The organism is Stenotrophomonas sp. AR029 (genome assembly GCF_047520695.2).
Taxonomy (GTDB): domain Bacteria; phylum Pseudomonadota; class Gammaproteobacteria; order Xanthomonadales; family Xanthomonadaceae; genus Stenotrophomonas; species Stenotrophomonas sepilia.
This window is the reverse complement of sequence record NZ_JAXBQQ020000003.1, coordinates 76,537-92,142: the sequence shown is the minus strand read 5'-3', so window position 1 is coordinate 92,142 and position 15,606 is coordinate 76,537. Positions and strand designations below refer to the sequence as shown.

At 67.2% G+C, this 15,606-nt stretch carries 14 protein-coding genes; 8 read left to right on the top strand and 6 right to left on the bottom strand.

Annotated elements, in window-relative coordinates:
* Window positions 1–215: 215 nt before the first annotated feature.
* The gene (locus tag ACM0PB_RS12690; protein ID WP_053496711.1) at window positions 216–1,208 is read left to right on the top strand and encodes a patatin-like phospholipase family protein; all 993 of its coding nucleotides are present in this window, start codon (window positions 216–218) and stop codon (window positions 1,206–1,208) included.
* A gap of 39 nt (window positions 1,209–1,247) precedes the next feature.
* On the opposite strand, the gene ACM0PB_RS12685 is transcribed toward ACM0PB_RS12690, so the two are convergent.
* A complete protein-coding gene (locus ACM0PB_RS12685) occupies window positions 1,248–1,733 on the bottom strand; it encodes an Lrp/AsnC family transcriptional regulator (RefSeq protein ID WP_005411782.1) in 486 nt (161 codons plus the stop codon).
* 125 nt (window positions 1,734–1,858) lie between these two features.
* Here ACM0PB_RS12685 and phhA point away from each other — a divergent pair, with 125 nt between their 5' ends.
* A complete protein-coding gene (gene phhA, locus ACM0PB_RS12680) occupies window positions 1,859–2,752 on the top strand; it encodes a phenylalanine 4-monooxygenase (RefSeq protein WP_053496712.1) in 894 nt (297 codons plus the stop codon).
* A gap of 105 nt (window positions 2,753–2,857) precedes the next feature.
* On the opposite strand, the gene ACM0PB_RS12675 is transcribed toward phhA, so the two are convergent.
* The gene (locus ACM0PB_RS12675; RefSeq protein ID WP_065179060.1) at window positions 2,858–3,913 is read right to left on the bottom strand and encodes a LacI family DNA-binding transcriptional regulator; all 1,056 of its coding nucleotides are present in this window, start codon (window positions 3,911–3,913) and stop codon (window positions 2,858–2,860) included.
* A gap of 239 nt (window positions 3,914–4,152) precedes the next feature.
* Between ACM0PB_RS12675 and ACM0PB_RS12670 the strand changes: the two genes are divergently transcribed.
* The 4 genes from ACM0PB_RS12670 to ACM0PB_RS12655 all read left to right on the top strand — a co-directional run bounded on the left by ACM0PB_RS12670 (window position 4,153) and on the right by ACM0PB_RS12655 (window position 7,160).
* Window positions 4,153–4,743, top strand: coding sequence for a cysteine dioxygenase family protein (locus ACM0PB_RS12670; RefSeq protein ID WP_065179059.1), 591 nt, complete (start codon window positions 4,153–4,155; stop codon window positions 4,741–4,743).
* Between the two features lie 111 nt (window positions 4,744–4,854).
* The gene (eda, locus tag ACM0PB_RS12665) at window positions 4,855–5,493 is read left to right on the top strand and encodes a bifunctional 4-hydroxy-2-oxoglutarate aldolase/2-dehydro-3-deoxy-phosphogluconate aldolase (protein WP_065186797.1); all 639 of its coding nucleotides are present in this window, start codon (window positions 4,855–4,857) and stop codon (window positions 5,491–5,493) included.
* A 96-nt stretch (window positions 5,494–5,589) separates the two neighbouring features.
* A complete protein-coding gene (gene adhP, locus ACM0PB_RS12660; RefSeq protein ID WP_065179057.1) occupies window positions 5,590–6,618 on the top strand; it encodes an alcohol dehydrogenase AdhP in 1,029 nt (342 codons plus the stop codon).
* 149 nt (window positions 6,619–6,767) lie between these two features.
* A complete protein-coding gene (locus ACM0PB_RS12655; RefSeq protein WP_065179065.1) occupies window positions 6,768–7,160 on the top strand; it encodes a hypothetical protein in 393 nt (130 codons plus the stop codon).
* Window positions 7,161–7,231: 71 nt separating this feature from the next.
* On the opposite strand, the gene ligD is transcribed toward ACM0PB_RS12655, so the two are convergent.
* The 3 genes from ligD to ACM0PB_RS12640 form a co-directional block, all read right to left on the bottom strand.
* A complete protein-coding gene (gene ligD / locus ACM0PB_RS12650) occupies window positions 7,232–9,718 on the bottom strand; it encodes a DNA ligase D (RefSeq protein ID WP_065186798.1) in 2,487 nt (828 codons plus the stop codon).
* 3 nt (window positions 9,719–9,721) lie between these two features.
* Window positions 9,722–10,642 (bottom strand): non-homologous end joining protein Ku, encoded by a 921-nt coding sequence (ku, locus tag ACM0PB_RS12645; protein WP_065186799.1) that lies wholly within the window; start codon window positions 10,640–10,642, stop codon window positions 9,722–9,724.
* Between the two features lie 163 nt (window positions 10,643–10,805).
* The gene (locus tag ACM0PB_RS12640; protein ID WP_032954739.1) at window positions 10,806–11,204 is read right to left on the bottom strand and encodes a hypothetical protein; all 399 of its coding nucleotides are present in this window, start codon (window positions 11,202–11,204) and stop codon (window positions 10,806–10,808) included.
* Window positions 11,205–11,350: 146 nt separating this feature from the next.
* On the opposite strand from ACM0PB_RS12640, the gene ACM0PB_RS12635 reads away from it, so the two are divergent.
* Window positions 11,351–11,695 carry a hypothetical protein gene (locus tag ACM0PB_RS12635; RefSeq protein ID WP_053496719.1) on the top strand — a complete coding sequence of 115 codons (345 nt, stop codon included), beginning with the start codon at window positions 11,351–11,353 and terminating at the stop codon, window positions 11,693–11,695.
* A 156-nt stretch (window positions 11,696–11,851) separates the two neighbouring features.
* Here ACM0PB_RS12635 and ACM0PB_RS12630 read toward each other — a convergent pair whose 3' ends face one another.
* Window positions 11,852–13,945 carry a TonB-dependent receptor family protein gene (locus ACM0PB_RS12630; protein ID WP_414604505.1) on the bottom strand — a complete coding sequence of 698 codons (2,094 nt, stop codon included), beginning with the start codon at window positions 13,943–13,945 and terminating at the stop codon, window positions 11,852–11,854.
* Between the two features lie 171 nt (window positions 13,946–14,116).
* Here ACM0PB_RS12630 and ACM0PB_RS12625 point away from each other — a divergent pair, with 171 nt between their 5' ends.
* Window positions 14,117–15,319, top strand: coding sequence for an amino acid aminotransferase (locus ACM0PB_RS12625; protein ID WP_053496721.1), 1,203 nt, complete (start codon window positions 14,117–14,119; stop codon window positions 15,317–15,319).
* Window positions 15,320–15,606: the final 287 nt, after the last annotated feature.

Genomic DNA, 15,606 nt, shown 5'->3' with positions numbered 1-15,606 from the left:
CCAGCGGCCGGCACTACCGGGATGCGCGCCAAGGTCCATGAGGTTGCCGGCCAGCGGCCGGCAGCCCCGTGGACCGTTGCCAGTTTCCCTATGGTTGCCGGCCAGCGGCCGGCACTACCTTTATGAATGGGCGATATTTCCCACCCTGCCCGCGCCGCCGCGGCTTCGGTATGCTGGCGCCCTTTCCTGAATCCGGCGCCGCGCGCGCACTGCCGATGAGCCTGTTCCGCCCCCGCATGCTGCTGTCCGTCGCCCTGATCGGCCTGCTGGCCGGCTGCGGTGGCGATCCGGTCCGCCCCACGCCACCGCCTGCGCCGACCGTGGTCCCGCAGGCCAAGCCGGTGAAGATCGGCATCGCCCTGGGCGGCGGCGCGGCCAAAGGCTTTGCCCATATCGGCGTGATCAAGATGCTGGAGGCCAACGGCTTCGAGCCGGCCGTGGTCGCCGGCACCAGCGCCGGCAGCGTGGTCGGCGCCCTGTATGCCAGCGGCATGGATGCCTTCCAGATGCAGAGCAAGGCCGTCGCGCTGGACGAAGCCAGCATCCGCGATGTGCGCCTGTTCTCCGGTGGCCTGGTGCAGGGCCAGAAGCTGCAGGACTACGTCAACGAGCAGGTCGCCAACCGTCCCGCCGAGCGCCTGAAGAAGCCGTTCGCCGCCGTCGCCACCCAGCTCGAAACCGGCGAGCGCGCAATCTTCGTGCGCGGCAACGTCGGCCAGGCAGTGCGCGCATCGAGCAGCATCCCCGGCGTGTTCGAACCGGTGAAGATCGGCGGCCGCAACTACATCGACGGTGGCGTGGTCAGCCCGGTGCCGGTGGATGCCGCACGCCAGCTCGGCGCCGACTTCGTGATCGCCGTGGACATCTCCAGCAAGGCCAGCGGCAAGGCGCCGACCGACATGCTGGGCATCGTCAACCAGTCCATCTCGATCATGGGCCAGCGCCTGGGCGAGCAGGAACTGGCGCGCGCCGACATCGTCATCCGCCCGAAGGTACTGGACATCGGTGCCGCCGATTTCAGCCAGCGTGGCACCGCGATCCTGGAAGGCGAAAAGGCTGCGATGGCAGCGATGCCGCAGATCCGCGCCAGGATCCAGCAGCTGCAGCGCGCGCGCGCCGCAGCAGCCGCACCGGCACCGGTGGCCGCGCCGAAGTGCGAGGAAGCCTCGCGCCTGGGCAAGCTGATGGGCCGCAAGGACAAGTGCTGATCCATTGAAGTCAGGCCACCGGGCCCGCTCGGTGGTTGCTCAGGACTCCAGCTGCGACAGCGGCAACGCCTGGAAGCCCTTCACCGTGCGCAGCACGAAGCTGGAATTGGCATCGGCCACGCCACCGGCATTGAGCAGCCGGTCCAGCAGGAAGCGCGAGAAGTGCTCCAGGTCGCGCACGTAGACGTGCAGCAGGTAGTCCATGTCACCCGTCAGTGCGTGGCAGGCCACCACCTCGTCCCACGCCTGCACGCTGTCCACGAAGTGGCCGATGGCGGCCTGGTCGTGCTTTTCCAGCTGCACGCGCACGAAGGCCTGCAGGCCCAGCCGCAGCTGCCGTGGCTCCAGCCGCGCGCCATAGCCGACGATCACGCCCTCGCTTTCCAGCCGCTGCAACCGCCGCAGGCAGGCCGAAGGAGAGAGATTCACCCGCGCCGCCAGTTCGGCGTTGGTGGCGCGCCCATCCCGCTGGATTTCGGCCAGCAGGCGTATATCCGTGCGATCGAACTGGACTTCTCCGGCCATTGTTGCCCCGCAACATGGTGAGTACGCAAGGATATTGCGCCAACAAGGCCAATCGGCGCAACTTTTGCAACCCTGTTGCGCGTCCCCTGCCCTAGCATCATGGGTATCCCATCCAGGAGTGCCGCATGGACCTCGCCCAGCCCCGCCGCGTCGAACACCAGCAGACCGACAAGGGCTACGTGCCGGTGTATACCACCGCGCTCGTCGAGCAGCCATGGGACACTTACAGCGCCGACGACCACGCGACCTGGAGCACGCTTTACCAGCGCCAGCGCGAGCTGCTGGTCGGCCGTGCCTGCCAGGAGTTCCTGGATGCGCAGGACGAGATGGGCATGAGCGCACACATGATTCCGCGCTTCGACCAGCTCAACGAAGTGCTCGGCGCGGCCACTGGCTGGACCCTGGTCGGGGTTGAAGGCCTGTTGCCGGAACTGGATTTCTTCGACCATCTGGCCAACCGCCGTTTCCCGGTGACCTGGTGGATCCGCCGCCCGGACCAGATCGACTACATCGCCGAGCCGGACCTGTTCCACGATCTGTTCGGCCACGTACCGCTGCTGATGAACCCGGTGTTCGCCGACTACATGGAGGCATACGGCCGTGGCGGCGTCAAAGCCCACGCGATCGGCCCGGATGCGCTGCAGAACCTGACCCGCCTGTACTGGTACACGGTGGAGTTCGGCCTGATCGATACGCCCGAGGGCCTGCGCATCTACGGTGCCGGCATCGTCTCGTCGAAGGGCGAGTCGCTGTACTCGCTGGAATCGGCCGCGCCCAACCGCATCGGCTTCGACCTGCAGCGGATCATGCGCACGAAGTACCGCATCGATACCTTCCAGAAGACCTACTTCGTCATCGACAGCTTCGAACAGCTCATGCAGGCGACCTCGCCGGACTTCACCCCGATCTACGCGGCACTGGCCAACCAGGCGCATCTGCCGGCCGGTGAAGTGCAGGGCGACGACCGCGTGTTCCAGAAGGGCACCGGCGAAGGCTGGGCCGACGGCGGCGACGTGTAAGCACACAACGCGCACGGCTTTGCACTGAAAACGGCGCACATGGGTGCGCCGTTTTCGTTGTTGCCTGCCTGCGCCACTGCAGCGGCGCAGGCGAGGGCAGGGCACTCAGGCGTCCACGGCCCGGCAGGACCCGCGCACCATCAACTGCGGATGCACGCTGGCCGCGGTCGGCGCGTCGGGAACGTCGGCCTGGACAAGCATGGCGGCGGCGGTGCGGCCGATATCGGAGACGTGGCGACGCACCGACGTCAGCGGCGGCCACAGCCGCGATGCCAACGGGCTGTCGTCGTAGCTGACGATCGACAGCTGCTGCGGCACCGCGATGCCTGCACGCAATGCCACCTGGTACACGCCTGCGGCGATTTCGTCGTTGCCGGCGAAAATCGCACTGGGGCGTTGCTCGCCCATCAGCAGCCGTTCGGCGGCATGCACGCCGGACTCGAAGGTGTCGCCCGCTTCCAGCACGCGCTCGCCGGGCAGGGTCAGGCCGACCTGCGCCAGCCGATCAAGGAAACCATGCGTCCGTTCGCGCGCGGCACGCCGGTCACCCGGTCCGGTGATCACCGCGATGTCGCGGTGGCCAAGCGAAAGCAGGTAGCCCGCCGCAGCGGCAGCACCATCGCGGTCATGGGTGACCACGGCATGGTTCTCATCCTCCGAGGCATGCGCGTTGATGCGCACGTAGCGGCAGTCGATGTCATCGAGCATCTGCGCCAGCGCAGCCGATTCGGACGCACGCGGCCCCAGGATCACGCCGTGCAGCTTCTGCTGCTGCACGAAACGGCGCACGCCCTGCGGGCATTCCGGATCCTGGCTGTCGCAGGGGTGCACCACCAGCTCATAGCCAGTGCCGCGCAGCGCGTCCAGCGCGCCGTGCTGCAGGTCGACGATGCATTGGGCACCCGGATCGTCATACACCAGGCCGATCAGGAAGGAGCGGCGGAATGCCAGCCCGCGCGCGAGAGGATCGGGCACGTAACCGACCTCGCGCATCAACGCCTCGACCTTGTCGCGGGTGTCCTTGCGCACCAGCGGCGAGTTGTTGATGATTCTTGAAACCGTTTTCTTGGAAACTCCCGACAGTCGTGCGATGTCGTTGATCGTGGCAGCCTTGCCTTTCGATGCCGGCAACGCGGCATCGCTAATAGTTCGCACTGACATGTATAGAACCAGGTAAGTCGGAGAATTCTAGCCTTGCGCCCGTCGGGCGCGAAGTTGCGGAATGTCGCAGCGGATCTGAATCGTGTCGTGTTCGACAGGTTCTGCTGCGCAAGGTTCCATTGTGATCGCTCTACTGCTTCTGCATCTGAACCGTTCTTCCGCGCGTATTCACCCTGGATGTGGACGCGACGCGCGCGAACGCCAACATTCCCTTAACCATGCTCCGCTACATTCGAGGCATGGACCTGCAGACTTCTCCGTTTCCGCCGTTCCGCGGCCGCGACCGGTTGATCGCCGCAGTCGACGCGGCGATGAGCTCCGGTGATCCCGAGCGCATCACGGCCGACCTGCAGCTGGCGCTGCAGGAAGCCATAACCGACAACCGCATCGAGTTGCCCGAATGCGTGCATCGGCCGGTCAGTGATCATTACGCGCGACGTCCGCTGTACCACAGCCGCGAACACGGCTACAGCGTGATTGCCATGAGCTGGGGCCCAGGGCAGGGCACGCCGCTGCACGACCACGATGCCATGTGGTGTGTGGAGGGCGTGTGGTTGGGCGAGCTGGAGATCACCCGTTACGAGCTGCTGGAGTGCGCCGGCGAGCGCTGGCGCTTCCGCCGCCACGCCGCGCTGCGCGGGGGCTGCGGCAGTGCCGGCAGCCTGATCCCCCCGCATGAGTACCACACCCTGCGCAATGCCAGCGATGAGGCACTGGCGATCTCGGTACACGTGTACGAGGCGCAGATGGAGCGCTCGGCGGTGTTCGATCCGCTCGGTGGCGACTGGTACCAGCGCCGCATCCAGGCGCTGCAGGCCGACCCGGCCTGAATCCGGCGCGGTGCGGAGCAGGGCACCATCGCGGTCCGCATGGCATCATGCGCCGCTGCGCTGCCGGCACCGGCAGCATCCGCGATGCCCTGGCGGGCAAGGAGCAAGACGATGTCCAGCGCTGATCCGCGCCTGCGCGCGCTGTTGAAGCTGGCACCGGTGATCCCGGTGTACACCCCCGAAGATGTGAATGAAGCGGTCGAAGTAGCCCAGGCACTGTTCCGTGGTGGGCTGCCGGTGATCGAGGTGACCCTGCGCACGCCGCAGGCGCTGGATGCGATCAAGGCCATGGTCGAGGCCGTGCCGGACGCGGTGATCGGTGCCGGCACCGTACTCAACGCCGCGCAGATGCAGGCGGCGAAGCAGGCCGGTGCGCGTTTTGCCGTTTCCCCCGGTGCCACGCCGGCACTGTATGCGGCCGCGCGTGATGCCGATCTGCCGTACCTGCCCGGTGCTGCCACCGCTTCGGACCTGATCCAGGGCCTGGAGCACGGCGCGGACACCTTCAAGTTCTTCCCGGCCGTGCAGGCCGGCGGCGCCGCGCTGCTGGCCGCCTGGCACGGCCCGTTCGCCGATGTGCGCTTCTGCCCGACCGGCGGCATCAGCGCGCAGACCGCGCCGCAGTTCCTGCACCTGCCCAACGTGCTGTGCGTGGGCGGTTCGTGGCTGACCACCCCGGCGCTGCTGCAGACCCGCGACTGGGACGCCATCGAGCGCCTGGCCCGCGAGGCCTCGGTGCTGGCCAGCTGAACCTGCTTCGCGGATCTTCAAAGGTTTGATCGTGATCAAAGCGCCGGCCTCGCGCCGGCGTCATTCTGTGGGCAAGCGCACTACGGAGATCCGAACATGAATTCCACCATGAAGGCCGCTGTCGTGCGTGAGTTCGGCAAGCCACTGGTGATCGAGGAAGTCTCGGTACCGCGCCCGGGGGCGGGCGAGGTACTGGTCAAGATCGAGGCTTGTGGCGTCTGCCACACCGACCTGCACGCCGCCGAGGGCGACTGGCCGGTGAAACCGAACCCGCCGTTCATCCCCGGCCACGAGGGCGTGGGGCACGTCGTGGCCGTGGGAGGCGGGGTAGGGCACGTCAAGGAAGGCGACAGGGTCGGCATCCCCTGGTTGTACTCGGCGTGTGGTCATTGCGAACACTGCCTGGGTGGCTGGGAAACACTGTGCGAGACGCAGCGCAACACCGGCTACTCGGTCAACGGCGGCTTCGCCGAGTACGCACTGGCCGATGCCAACTATGTCGGCCTGCTTCCGAAGGAGGTGGGCTTCGTCGAGATCGCGCCGGTGCTGTGCGCCGGCGTGACCGTCTACAAGGGCCTGAAGGTCACCGACACCAAGCCCGGTGACTGGGTGGCGATTTCCGGCATCGGTGGCCTGGGCCACATGGCCGTGCAGTATGCCCGTGCGATGGGCCTGAACGTGGCCGCAGTGGACGTGGACGACGCCAAGCTGGCACTGGCCCGCCAGCTGGGCGCGCAGGTCACCGTCAACGCGCGCACCACCGACCCGGCCGCGTTCCTCAGGAAGGAAATCGGCGGCGCCCACGGTGCGCTGGTCACCGCGGTATCGCCGAAGGCGTTCGAGCAGGCACTGGGCATGGTGCGCCGTGGCGGCACTGTCTCGCTCAATGGCCTGCCGCCCGGCAACTTCCCGCTGGACATCTTCGGCATGGTGCTCAACGGCATTACCGTGCGCGGCTCGATCGTCGGTACCCGCCTGGACCTGCAGGAATCGCTGCAGTTCGCCGCCGAGGGCAAGGTCGCGGCCACGGTCAGCACCGACCGCCTGGAAAACATCAACGACGTGTTCGCGCGCATGCATGCGGGCACCATCGAAGGCCGCGTGGTGCTCGACTTCGCCGCCTGACCGCCTGTGCATGGCCGCCGTCGCTCCGTCCCCCTCTCCCACGGACGCGGCGGCCATGCCGATTCATCGGATCGGATCCACACACATTTCGGTAGTGCCGGCCGCTGGCCGGCATGCCGGGTTCTCCGCCGCAGCCGTACAATGCGCGCATGCCTGGCGTGCTCAAGACCCTGTTCCTGTCCCTCGTTGCCCTGATCGGCGGTGTGCTGTCGCTTGCGCTGGTCAGCAGCGTCGCCAGCTGGCTGCCACCGTTGCTGGGCCTGTCGCCGGACAACAACAGCGTGCAGCTGGGCTGGGATCTCACCTTCAGCGTGCTCGGTGGCATCGCCGGGGTTTCCTTTGCCACCTATTACGCGCCCTGCTGGCCGCGATCGCACGGCTTCTCGATCTGGTCGCTGGTCGCGCTGGGCTGTGGCTACGCCATGTGGACGGCGGGTGCGGATTTCCCGTTCTGGTTCGTCATTTCACTGCTGGCGTCGCTGCCGTTGCAACTGCTGGCCGGCTGGTGGTTCGGCCGTCGTCCCTCGCGCGATCCGCGCTGAGCGCATGCAGGTAGTGCCGGCCGCTGGCCGGCAACCTCGGCCATCCTGCCGTTGCCGGCCAGCGGCCGGCACTACCGCTTCAGCGACGGCAGCGTCTGCTTCAACTGCGCGATGCCCTGCCATGGGTCACTCTTCAGGCGTTGCGCCCTCGCCAGCGCCTTGCCCATGGGAAATGCGTCGGCGGCACTGATACGAGCCAGTTCATCCCAGCGCAGCGGTACTGCCACACCGGCGGAATCGCGCGCACGCAACGACCACGAGCACACACTGGTGGCACCCCGCGTATTGCGCAGCCAGTCGATGAAAATGACGCCGCCACGCTTGGCCTTGCTCATTGTCGCCACGTAGCGGTCGGGCGCCCGCTCCGCCATCGCCCGGGCGAACGCCTCACAGAACGCCTTGGCCTGTTCCCAGTCGGCCTTGGGCCGCAGCGGCACCACCACGTGCACGCCCTTGCCACCGGACAGCCGCACGAAACTCTTCAGGCCGACTTCCTGCAGGCGGTCACGGACATCACGCGCAGCAGCTTTCACCTCTGCCCAACCCACCCCTTCACCGGGATCGAGGTCGAACACCAAGCGATCCGGGTGCTCGGGATCGGCCACGGTCGCGCCCCACGGATGCAGCTCCAGGGTGTTCATCTGCACCAGTTGCAGCAGGCCCCGCACATCGTCGATGTAGACGTAGTCCTCGCGGCCGCTCTTCTGCTGAAGGGGCACCGCGTGCACGGCATCGCCCAGGCCGGGGCCATGGTGCTTCTGGAAGAAGCAGGCCTTGCCCACGCCATCCGGGCAGCGCAGCAGTGACAAGGGCCGCCCGACAATTTCGGGCAGGATCCAGCGCGCCACGCGCTGGTAGTAGTCCGCCACGTCGCCCTTGCTGAGCTTCTGCCTTGGGAACACCACCCGCTCTGGATGGGTGATCTGGACCTCGCCCCCGGCTTCAGCACTCGAGACGGCCACTCCCAGGTCCTCCTTCTGCTTGTCGCTGCGCAGCCGCTTGAAACTGGCCTGGCGCAGCAGGCCTTCCTTGCCCCAGCCACGGAATGCCACCTCCGCCACCGTCACCGGCTTCACCCAGCGCACGCTGGCGGCGCGGAACGGCACGTGCGCCGGCAGCTGCAGCACAGGCGTCTTCACCGCCAACGGCTGCAGCGCCTTGTGCAGCGCGCGCAGGCTTTCGTCGTCGAAGCCGGTGCCAACGCGGCCCACATAGCGCAAGGCGCCCTTGTCCGGCGTCGCCAGCAGCAGCGAGCCGAACCCCACCCGGGAGCCCTTCGGTGCCGTGTAGCCGACAATCGCGAACTCGTCGGTGTCTTCGTGCTTCACCTTCACCCAGCTGCGTGCACGGGTGTTCACGTAGGGCGCATCCACCTGCTTGCTGACGATGCCTTCGAATCCCGCCTTGCCGCTGGCATCGAATACCTGCGGGCCATGGTCGATCACGTGCTCGCTGAAGGCCAGGGTTCCGGGCGTGGGACCGATGAGATCCTTCAGCAGCGCCTTGCGCTCCAGCAGCGGTGAACGACTGATGTCCACGCCGGCCACACCCGGCAGATCGAAAACGATGTAACGCAACGGTTGCTTCGAACTCCCGTCGATCACGCGCTGCAGCGCGGCGAAGTCGCTGCGTCCATCCCGGTCCAGCACCACCAGCTCACCGTCCAGGCGCGCATCCCGCACCGGCAGTGCCTGCACGGCCTGTACCACCTCGGGGAAATCACCGGTCCAATCCAGGCCGTTGCGGGAGCGCAGCGTCACCTTGCCTTCGTGCAGATCGGCCAGCAGGCGATAGCCATCCCACTTGATCTCATGCAACCAGCGCTCGCCGTCCGGTGCACTGTCGCGATGATCGGTCAACTGTGGCTTGAAAGCACGCGGGTAGGGCGTGTCACGAGCGCCATCCAGGTTCAGCGCTCGCGCATGCCAACGCGCATCGGCCTTGCGGGTCGCCGATCGTGCAGCCGGTGCGGCGCGCGTTGACTTGCCCACCGTGCGCTTGCTCACTGCGGATGTGCGTTTCGGCATGGGGGATTGGAGCAGATCATCTGCTTCGGCATCACGCGCTTCCTCGTCGTCGCGTTTGATCAACAACCACTGTACCTGGCGTCCCTTCATCGCTGTGCGCACCAGCTTCCAGCCGCCAGCCAGACGTTGCCCATGCAGCACGAAGTCGATCTTTCCCGCTGCCAGTGCCTGCAGTGGATCGCCTTCGCAGGCCCATGTGCCGTGATCGAAGACCTCCACGTGGCCAGCGCCGTAGTGGCCTTCGGGAATATCTCCTTCGAAACCGGCGTAGGACAGCGGATGGTCTTCCACTTCCACGGCCAGCCGCTTGTCACCAGCGCGAAGCGAAGGACCCTTCGGCACCGCCCAGCTTTTCAGCACACCGTCCATCTCAAGGCGGAAGTCATAGTGCCGCGAAGTGGCATGGTGCAGCTGTATGACAAAGATCGGCCGCCGCTTCGGGTTGCCGTGTGCGGGTGTGTCGTCAGGTTCCGGTGTCTGCCCGAGGCCACCGCCAAGCCGGCGCTTTCGCCGGTACTGGTGCAACGACATGGCTCAACCTGCCTTGCGCCGTGCAGCGGTTTTCTTTGCGGCCTTCTTCGTTGCCTTCTTTGCGGCTTTCTTTACCGTCGGCTTGGTGGCTGCTTTCCGCGTTGCCGTCTTCTTCGCCGGCGTACGCTTGTTCGCGTCCAGGCTCTTCTGCAGCAGCGCCATGAAATCGACCACGTTGGTGCTGGCATCCTCGCGCGGTACAGGCTCATCCTCCACCCGGGTGGTACCGCCCTTGGACTTGATGCGCTTGTTCAGCACCTGCTGCAGGCGTTCGCGGAATTCGTCGTGGTACTGCGACGGATCCCAATCACCGGACATCGACTCGATCAACTGCTCGGCCATCGCCGTTTCCTTGCTGCTGATGCGGTAATCGGCGAGCTTTCCGGTGGGCAGCTTGTAATCTTCGGGATCCACCAGTTCCTGCGGATAGCGCAGGATCATCAGCACCAGCGCGTCCGCGTGCGGCATCACCGCGCACAGGTATTCGCGGGTACGCACCACCACCCGGGCGATGCCCACCTTGCCGGTACTGCGCAATGTCTCGCGCAGCAGCACGTAGCCCTTTTCGGCCTTCTTGCCGGGCACCAGCAGGTAGGGTTTCTCGAAGTAGCGCGGGTCGATCTGCGCGGCGTCCACGAACGATTCCACCTCCACCGCTTCGTGGCTTTCCGGTGCCGCAGACCGGATATCGCCTTCCTCCAGCACGACATAGCTGCCCTTGTCGTACTCATAGGCTTTGACGATGTCCTTCCATGGCACTTCCTCGCCGGTATCGGCGTTGACCCGCTCGAAGCGGATCGGCTTGCGGTCGCGGGAGTCGAGCATGCGGAACTGCAGATCGACCTTGCGTTCGCCTGACATCAGCGACACCGGCACGTTGAGCAGGCCAAACGACAGCGTGCCGGTCCAGATCGGGCGGGCCATGGGCGTACCTTTGGCGGGGCAGGGCATCCAGCTTCGGATGGGCGGTGTAAACCACCCGTGTCGATACCGTGCACGTGGGTTCTACGGAGAACGGCAGTGCCGGCTGCGGGCCGGCAGAGCTCGCGGCCTGAAGTTTCCTGAGGTTGCCGGCCAGCGGCCGGCACTACTGCAGCAGCGGCCTCACCGCCGCCGCAGGAATATGATCCAGCGCGCGCCAGGCGTCTTCCACCACCGGCCGTGCCTGCGACCAGCTCAACCGCGACTGCCCGCGCATCTGTTCCCAGTGTTCGGCCAGTTCCTCACAGGTATCCGCGGCGTCACCGCGCGGCCAGTCCGCAGCGTGGGTGGTCAATGCGAAGGCATAGACCGGGCATAGATCGCGCCAGTTGCGGTGGTTCTGCCCGCGACGCTCTTCGTAGTCGCTGAGCATGTACTGCAGGTAGTCCTGCGCCACCGCCTGCGGATCTTCATGGCGGCGCGTGCGGCGTTGTGCGGTGCGCTGGCCGAGCGGATCGAGCAGGGCGTTGAACACGGACGGTGCGGGTCGTTCAAGACGGGGCATGGCCGGCTCCTGCAGCGGGGGCGGGTGGGCAGGAATACGCGCGGTGCTGTTACCGGGGGGTGAGCGAGATGTTCATGACGCCGGGTTCGCGGCGGCTTTACCTGTGGCGCGGTGTAGTGGGAGCCCCGAGCGCAGGTAGCCAGACCATGAGCCGAGAGAATTCCCGAGACCCGTTGCGGGAAAACCACCCGCCCATTCCCGGTGAACAGCGCGGCAAGCGCGATGCCGACAATGCCGACTACCGCGGCACCGGCGCACCTTTCTACGACGCCGAGCACGGTGGCGACCATCTGCCGGTGAAGCACGAGGCTGAACAGGCCGCCCAGGACCGCAAGGATGGCGGCGACCGCCATCGCGGCGGCCAGGAAAGCCCGCTCAAACGTCGCGAACGCAAGCAGCGCGCCAGCGACAACCAGGACGAGGCGCTGGAGGAGACCTTCCCGGCCAGCGACCCGACCTCGCCGTTCGTACCGGCCAAGGCGCCCGACTGACGGGTAGTGCCGGCCCCTGGCCGGCAAGGTCTGGGCTGCCCTACACAGAGCGATGCCGGCCAGCGGCCCCGATTTACGGGTAGTGCCGGCCGCTGGCCGGCAACCTCCTGACGTCGTGCACGGCGCGATGCCGGCCAGCGGCCCGCACTACCCCTTTCAGCGCCACGACCATTGCAGGCCGACGTTGGCTCGCCGTCCCGGCCCCGGTTCGTAGAAGCGCCCGTTGCCGTCGTTGACGATCACCGAGCCGATGTAGGCCTGGTCCAGCACGTTCTCCAGCCGGGCGAAGGCGCGCAGCTCGCCACCTGGCAGTGTCCAGAGACGACCGGCTTCCAGGTTCAGCAACGCGTAGCCCGGCGCCCGCTCCGTGGCCACGTCGTTGACCAGGGTATCGGTGCTGGCGGCGGCCTCCAGCGCCCACTGCCAGTCGGCCGGGGTCCACTGCAGCCGGGCAAACGCCTGCTGGCGCGGTACGCCGGGCAAGCGGCTGCCAGCGGAAACCCAGGTGTTCGAGGTCAGGTACGGCGCACGCACCTGCGCCTGCAGCCAGGTCCAGGCCACCTGCAGTTCCAACTGTTCTGCCAACGGCTGCCGGTAGCGCAGTTCCACGCCCTGGCGGCGGGTGCGGCCGATGTTGCGATAGGTGCTGCGTCCGCCGATGTTGCTGGCAACTGCCAACTCATCGTCGGTATCTGCGCGGAACAGGCTGATATCGAGCTGGGTTCCGTCCTGTGCATGCCATTTGCTGCCCACCTCCAGGCTGCGGCTGCGCGCCGCCGCCAGATCCAGCGCCAGTCCCGCCTGCCCGTCGGCGCGATACCCCAGCTCGTTGAAGGTGGGCGTCTCGAAGCCACGGCCCACCGCCGCGTGCAGCCGCCACTGCGGGCTGGCCGCGAAGCTGATCCCGGCCACCGGCGTGGTGGCCTGGTAGCGGCGGTGGCCGCTGTCGTCCGGGTTGCGGGCGGTGATGTAGCGATCGTCGGATTCGAAGCGCACGGCGCTGCGACGCACGCCAGCCAGCAATGACCAGCGTGGACTCCACTGCCACCACGCCTGGGCGAACTGATCGACGTTCTGCACGGTGTCGATCTGGTCTCTGCGCAGCTGCCCACGCACGCCGAGAGCGCTGCCGATGAAGTTCTCATGGCCGGTGCGATGCTGGCGCTGGCGGTCGGCGCTGAGCCCGGCCACCAGATCCAGCGGCCGGCCGGCGAGGTCGCCGTGCCAGCCCCAGCGCGCGTCCAGCCCGCCATAGCCGCCCTCCAGGTCGATCACCCCGCCGGCATGCAACGGGCTGTTGGTCTGAGCTGCCGGCGGGATCGGCAGGTACTGGCGTACCGCGCGCTGGCCGGCATAGCCCATCAGCTGCCAACGCTGCGCCCTGGTTTCACGGGTCCAGCGCAGGCCGGCCTGCTGCTGGCGCACCGATTTACGGGTGTTGTACTGGTGCGCCACGGCGGTGGCCTGGCGCGGATCGGCCGCCACCTGGGCACGGTTCAGGCCCAGCGGGTCCTGCGCATCGGGGGCATCGAAGGCATTGAGCAGCAGCTCCAGCCGCCCCCCGCCGAGATCGCCACCGATACGCGCAGCGAGCGATTCGCGGCGGGCACGGCTGTGGTCGCGCCAGCCATCGGTGCGGAAGTGATTGGCGGCGATGTTGTAATCCAGAACACGGCCGGCACCCTTCAGTTGCGCGCCGACGCTGAGCGTGTTGTCGGCACCCGCGTTGACGCGCAGCCGCCACGGGTCGCCGGCCTGGCCCTGTGCGCTCCAGACCTGCAGCACGCCGCCGGAGGAATTGCCGTACAGCGCCGAGAACGGTCCGCGCAGCACGTCGATCCGTTCGGCACCGAGCAGGCTGGCATGCGACAGCTGGCCCTGTCCGTCGGGCATGGTCGCCGGCACCCCGTCGATCAACACCCGCACCCCACGCACACCGAAGGTCGAGCGCGCACCAAAGCCACGGATCGACAGCTGGGTGTCCTGCGCGAAGTTCTGGCGGTCACGGGCGACCAGGCCCGGGACCCCGGCCAGCGCCTCGGACAGCTGTGCGCCGGCGCCGGCGCGGCCGGCGTCGATCCAGACCGTGTCCAGGCTGGCCGGCAACGCGAACGGGTCGATGCCCGGCACCCGCGCTGCCTGCACCTGCACGCTGGGCAGGGCGGTCGGTGCGGGCCCGGCCACGGCCGCCCAGGGCGACAGCAGGAGGATGGACAACGGCAGGCAATGGCGACGTGCGGCGGGATTCATGATTCAGGTTGATGGATCAGGCGGCAACGCACGCCATGGTACGGGGCTACGGATGACGACGGCGGCGGCCAGCCCCGGCAGGCTTTGTTACGATGGGCTGTTTCCGGCTGCAAGGCCGCAGACCGCGTAGCGCACTTCCTCCCCCTTTCCGTCTACCGAACGAGTACCGCCGTGTCCTTCTTTGCAAACGTGGAACTGGTCCCAGGCGACCCGATCCTGGGCCTGACCGAGGCGTACAACGCCGACAGCCGCCCGACCAAGGTCAACCTGGGTGTGGGCATCTACTACGACGAGAGCGGCCGCATCCCGCTGCTGCGCGCCGTCAAGCAGATCGAGCAGCAGCTTGCCGCTGACGCCAAACCGCGCGGCTACCTGCCGATCGATGGCCTGCCGGCATACACGCAGGCCACGCGAGAGCTGGTGTTCGGCAAAGACTCGCCGCTGCTGGCCGCCGGCCGCGTCACCACCGCACAGACCGTCGGTGGCAGCGGTGCGCTGCGCGTCGGCGCCGACGTGCTGAAGAAGCTGCTGCCGCACGCCACCGTGGCGCTGAGCAACCCGAGCTGGGAGAACCACCGTGCGGTGTTCAGCGCGGCCGGTTTCGAGGTGCTGGATTACACCTATTTCGATCCGGCCAGCCATGGCGTCGACTTCAACGGCATGCTGGCCGACCTCGGCAAGCTGGAAGCCGGCACCGTAGTGCTGCTGCACGCCTGCTGCCACAACCCCACCGGTGCCGACCTCACGGTCAGCCAGTGGAAGCAGGTCGCGCAACTGCTGAAGGACAAGCAGCTGTTCCCCTTCATCGACATGGCCTACCAGGGCTTCGACAAGGGCATCGAGCAGGATGGCGCCGCCGTGCGCATCATCGCCGAAGCCGGCATCGACAGCTTCATCGTCGCCAACTCGTACTCCAAGTCGTTCTCGCTGTATGGCGAGCGCGTGGGTGCGTTGTCGATGGTGGCGCCGACCGCTGCTGACGCCAAGGCCGTGCAGTCGCAGGTCAAGCGTGTGATCCGCACCATCTACTCCAGCCCGTCCACCCACGGTGCCGCGCTGGTGGCCGGCGTGCTGACCAACCCGGAACTGCGCGCGATGTGGGAGCAGGAGCTGACCGAGATGCGCGAGCGCATCCACGCCCTGCGCCAGGGCCTGGTCGAAAAGCTGGCCGCTGCCGGTGCGCCGCAGTTCGGCTTCATCAACGAACAGGCTGGCATGTTCTCCTACTCGGGCCTGAGCCGTGAGCAGGTCGAACGCCTGCGCGACGAGTTCGGCATTTACGCCGTCGGCACCGGCCGCATCTGCGTGGCCGCGCTGAACCAGAACAACCTGGAATACGTCGCCAAGGCCGTGGCCACCGTCGCCAAGGGCTGAAGCAACGCACCAGTGGTTTGACAACAAAGGCGCCGAAAGGCGCCTTTGTTTTTGCTTCTGCTTTGCCTCTGCCTTTGCCACACCCTCCGCGCTCGCGGCGAACCCTGAAGCGCAGGGCGAGGTACACCGTGGCCAGGACCGTGAGGCGCATGGATGCGCCGACCGAGCCCCCATGGATGGGTTTACGGCGTGTCCTGGCCACGGTGTACCTCGCCCTGTGCCTCCATGAAGGAAGGCGCCACGAGCGCAACGCATCTGGAAACGATTACGCCTTCCCGCGCTCACGC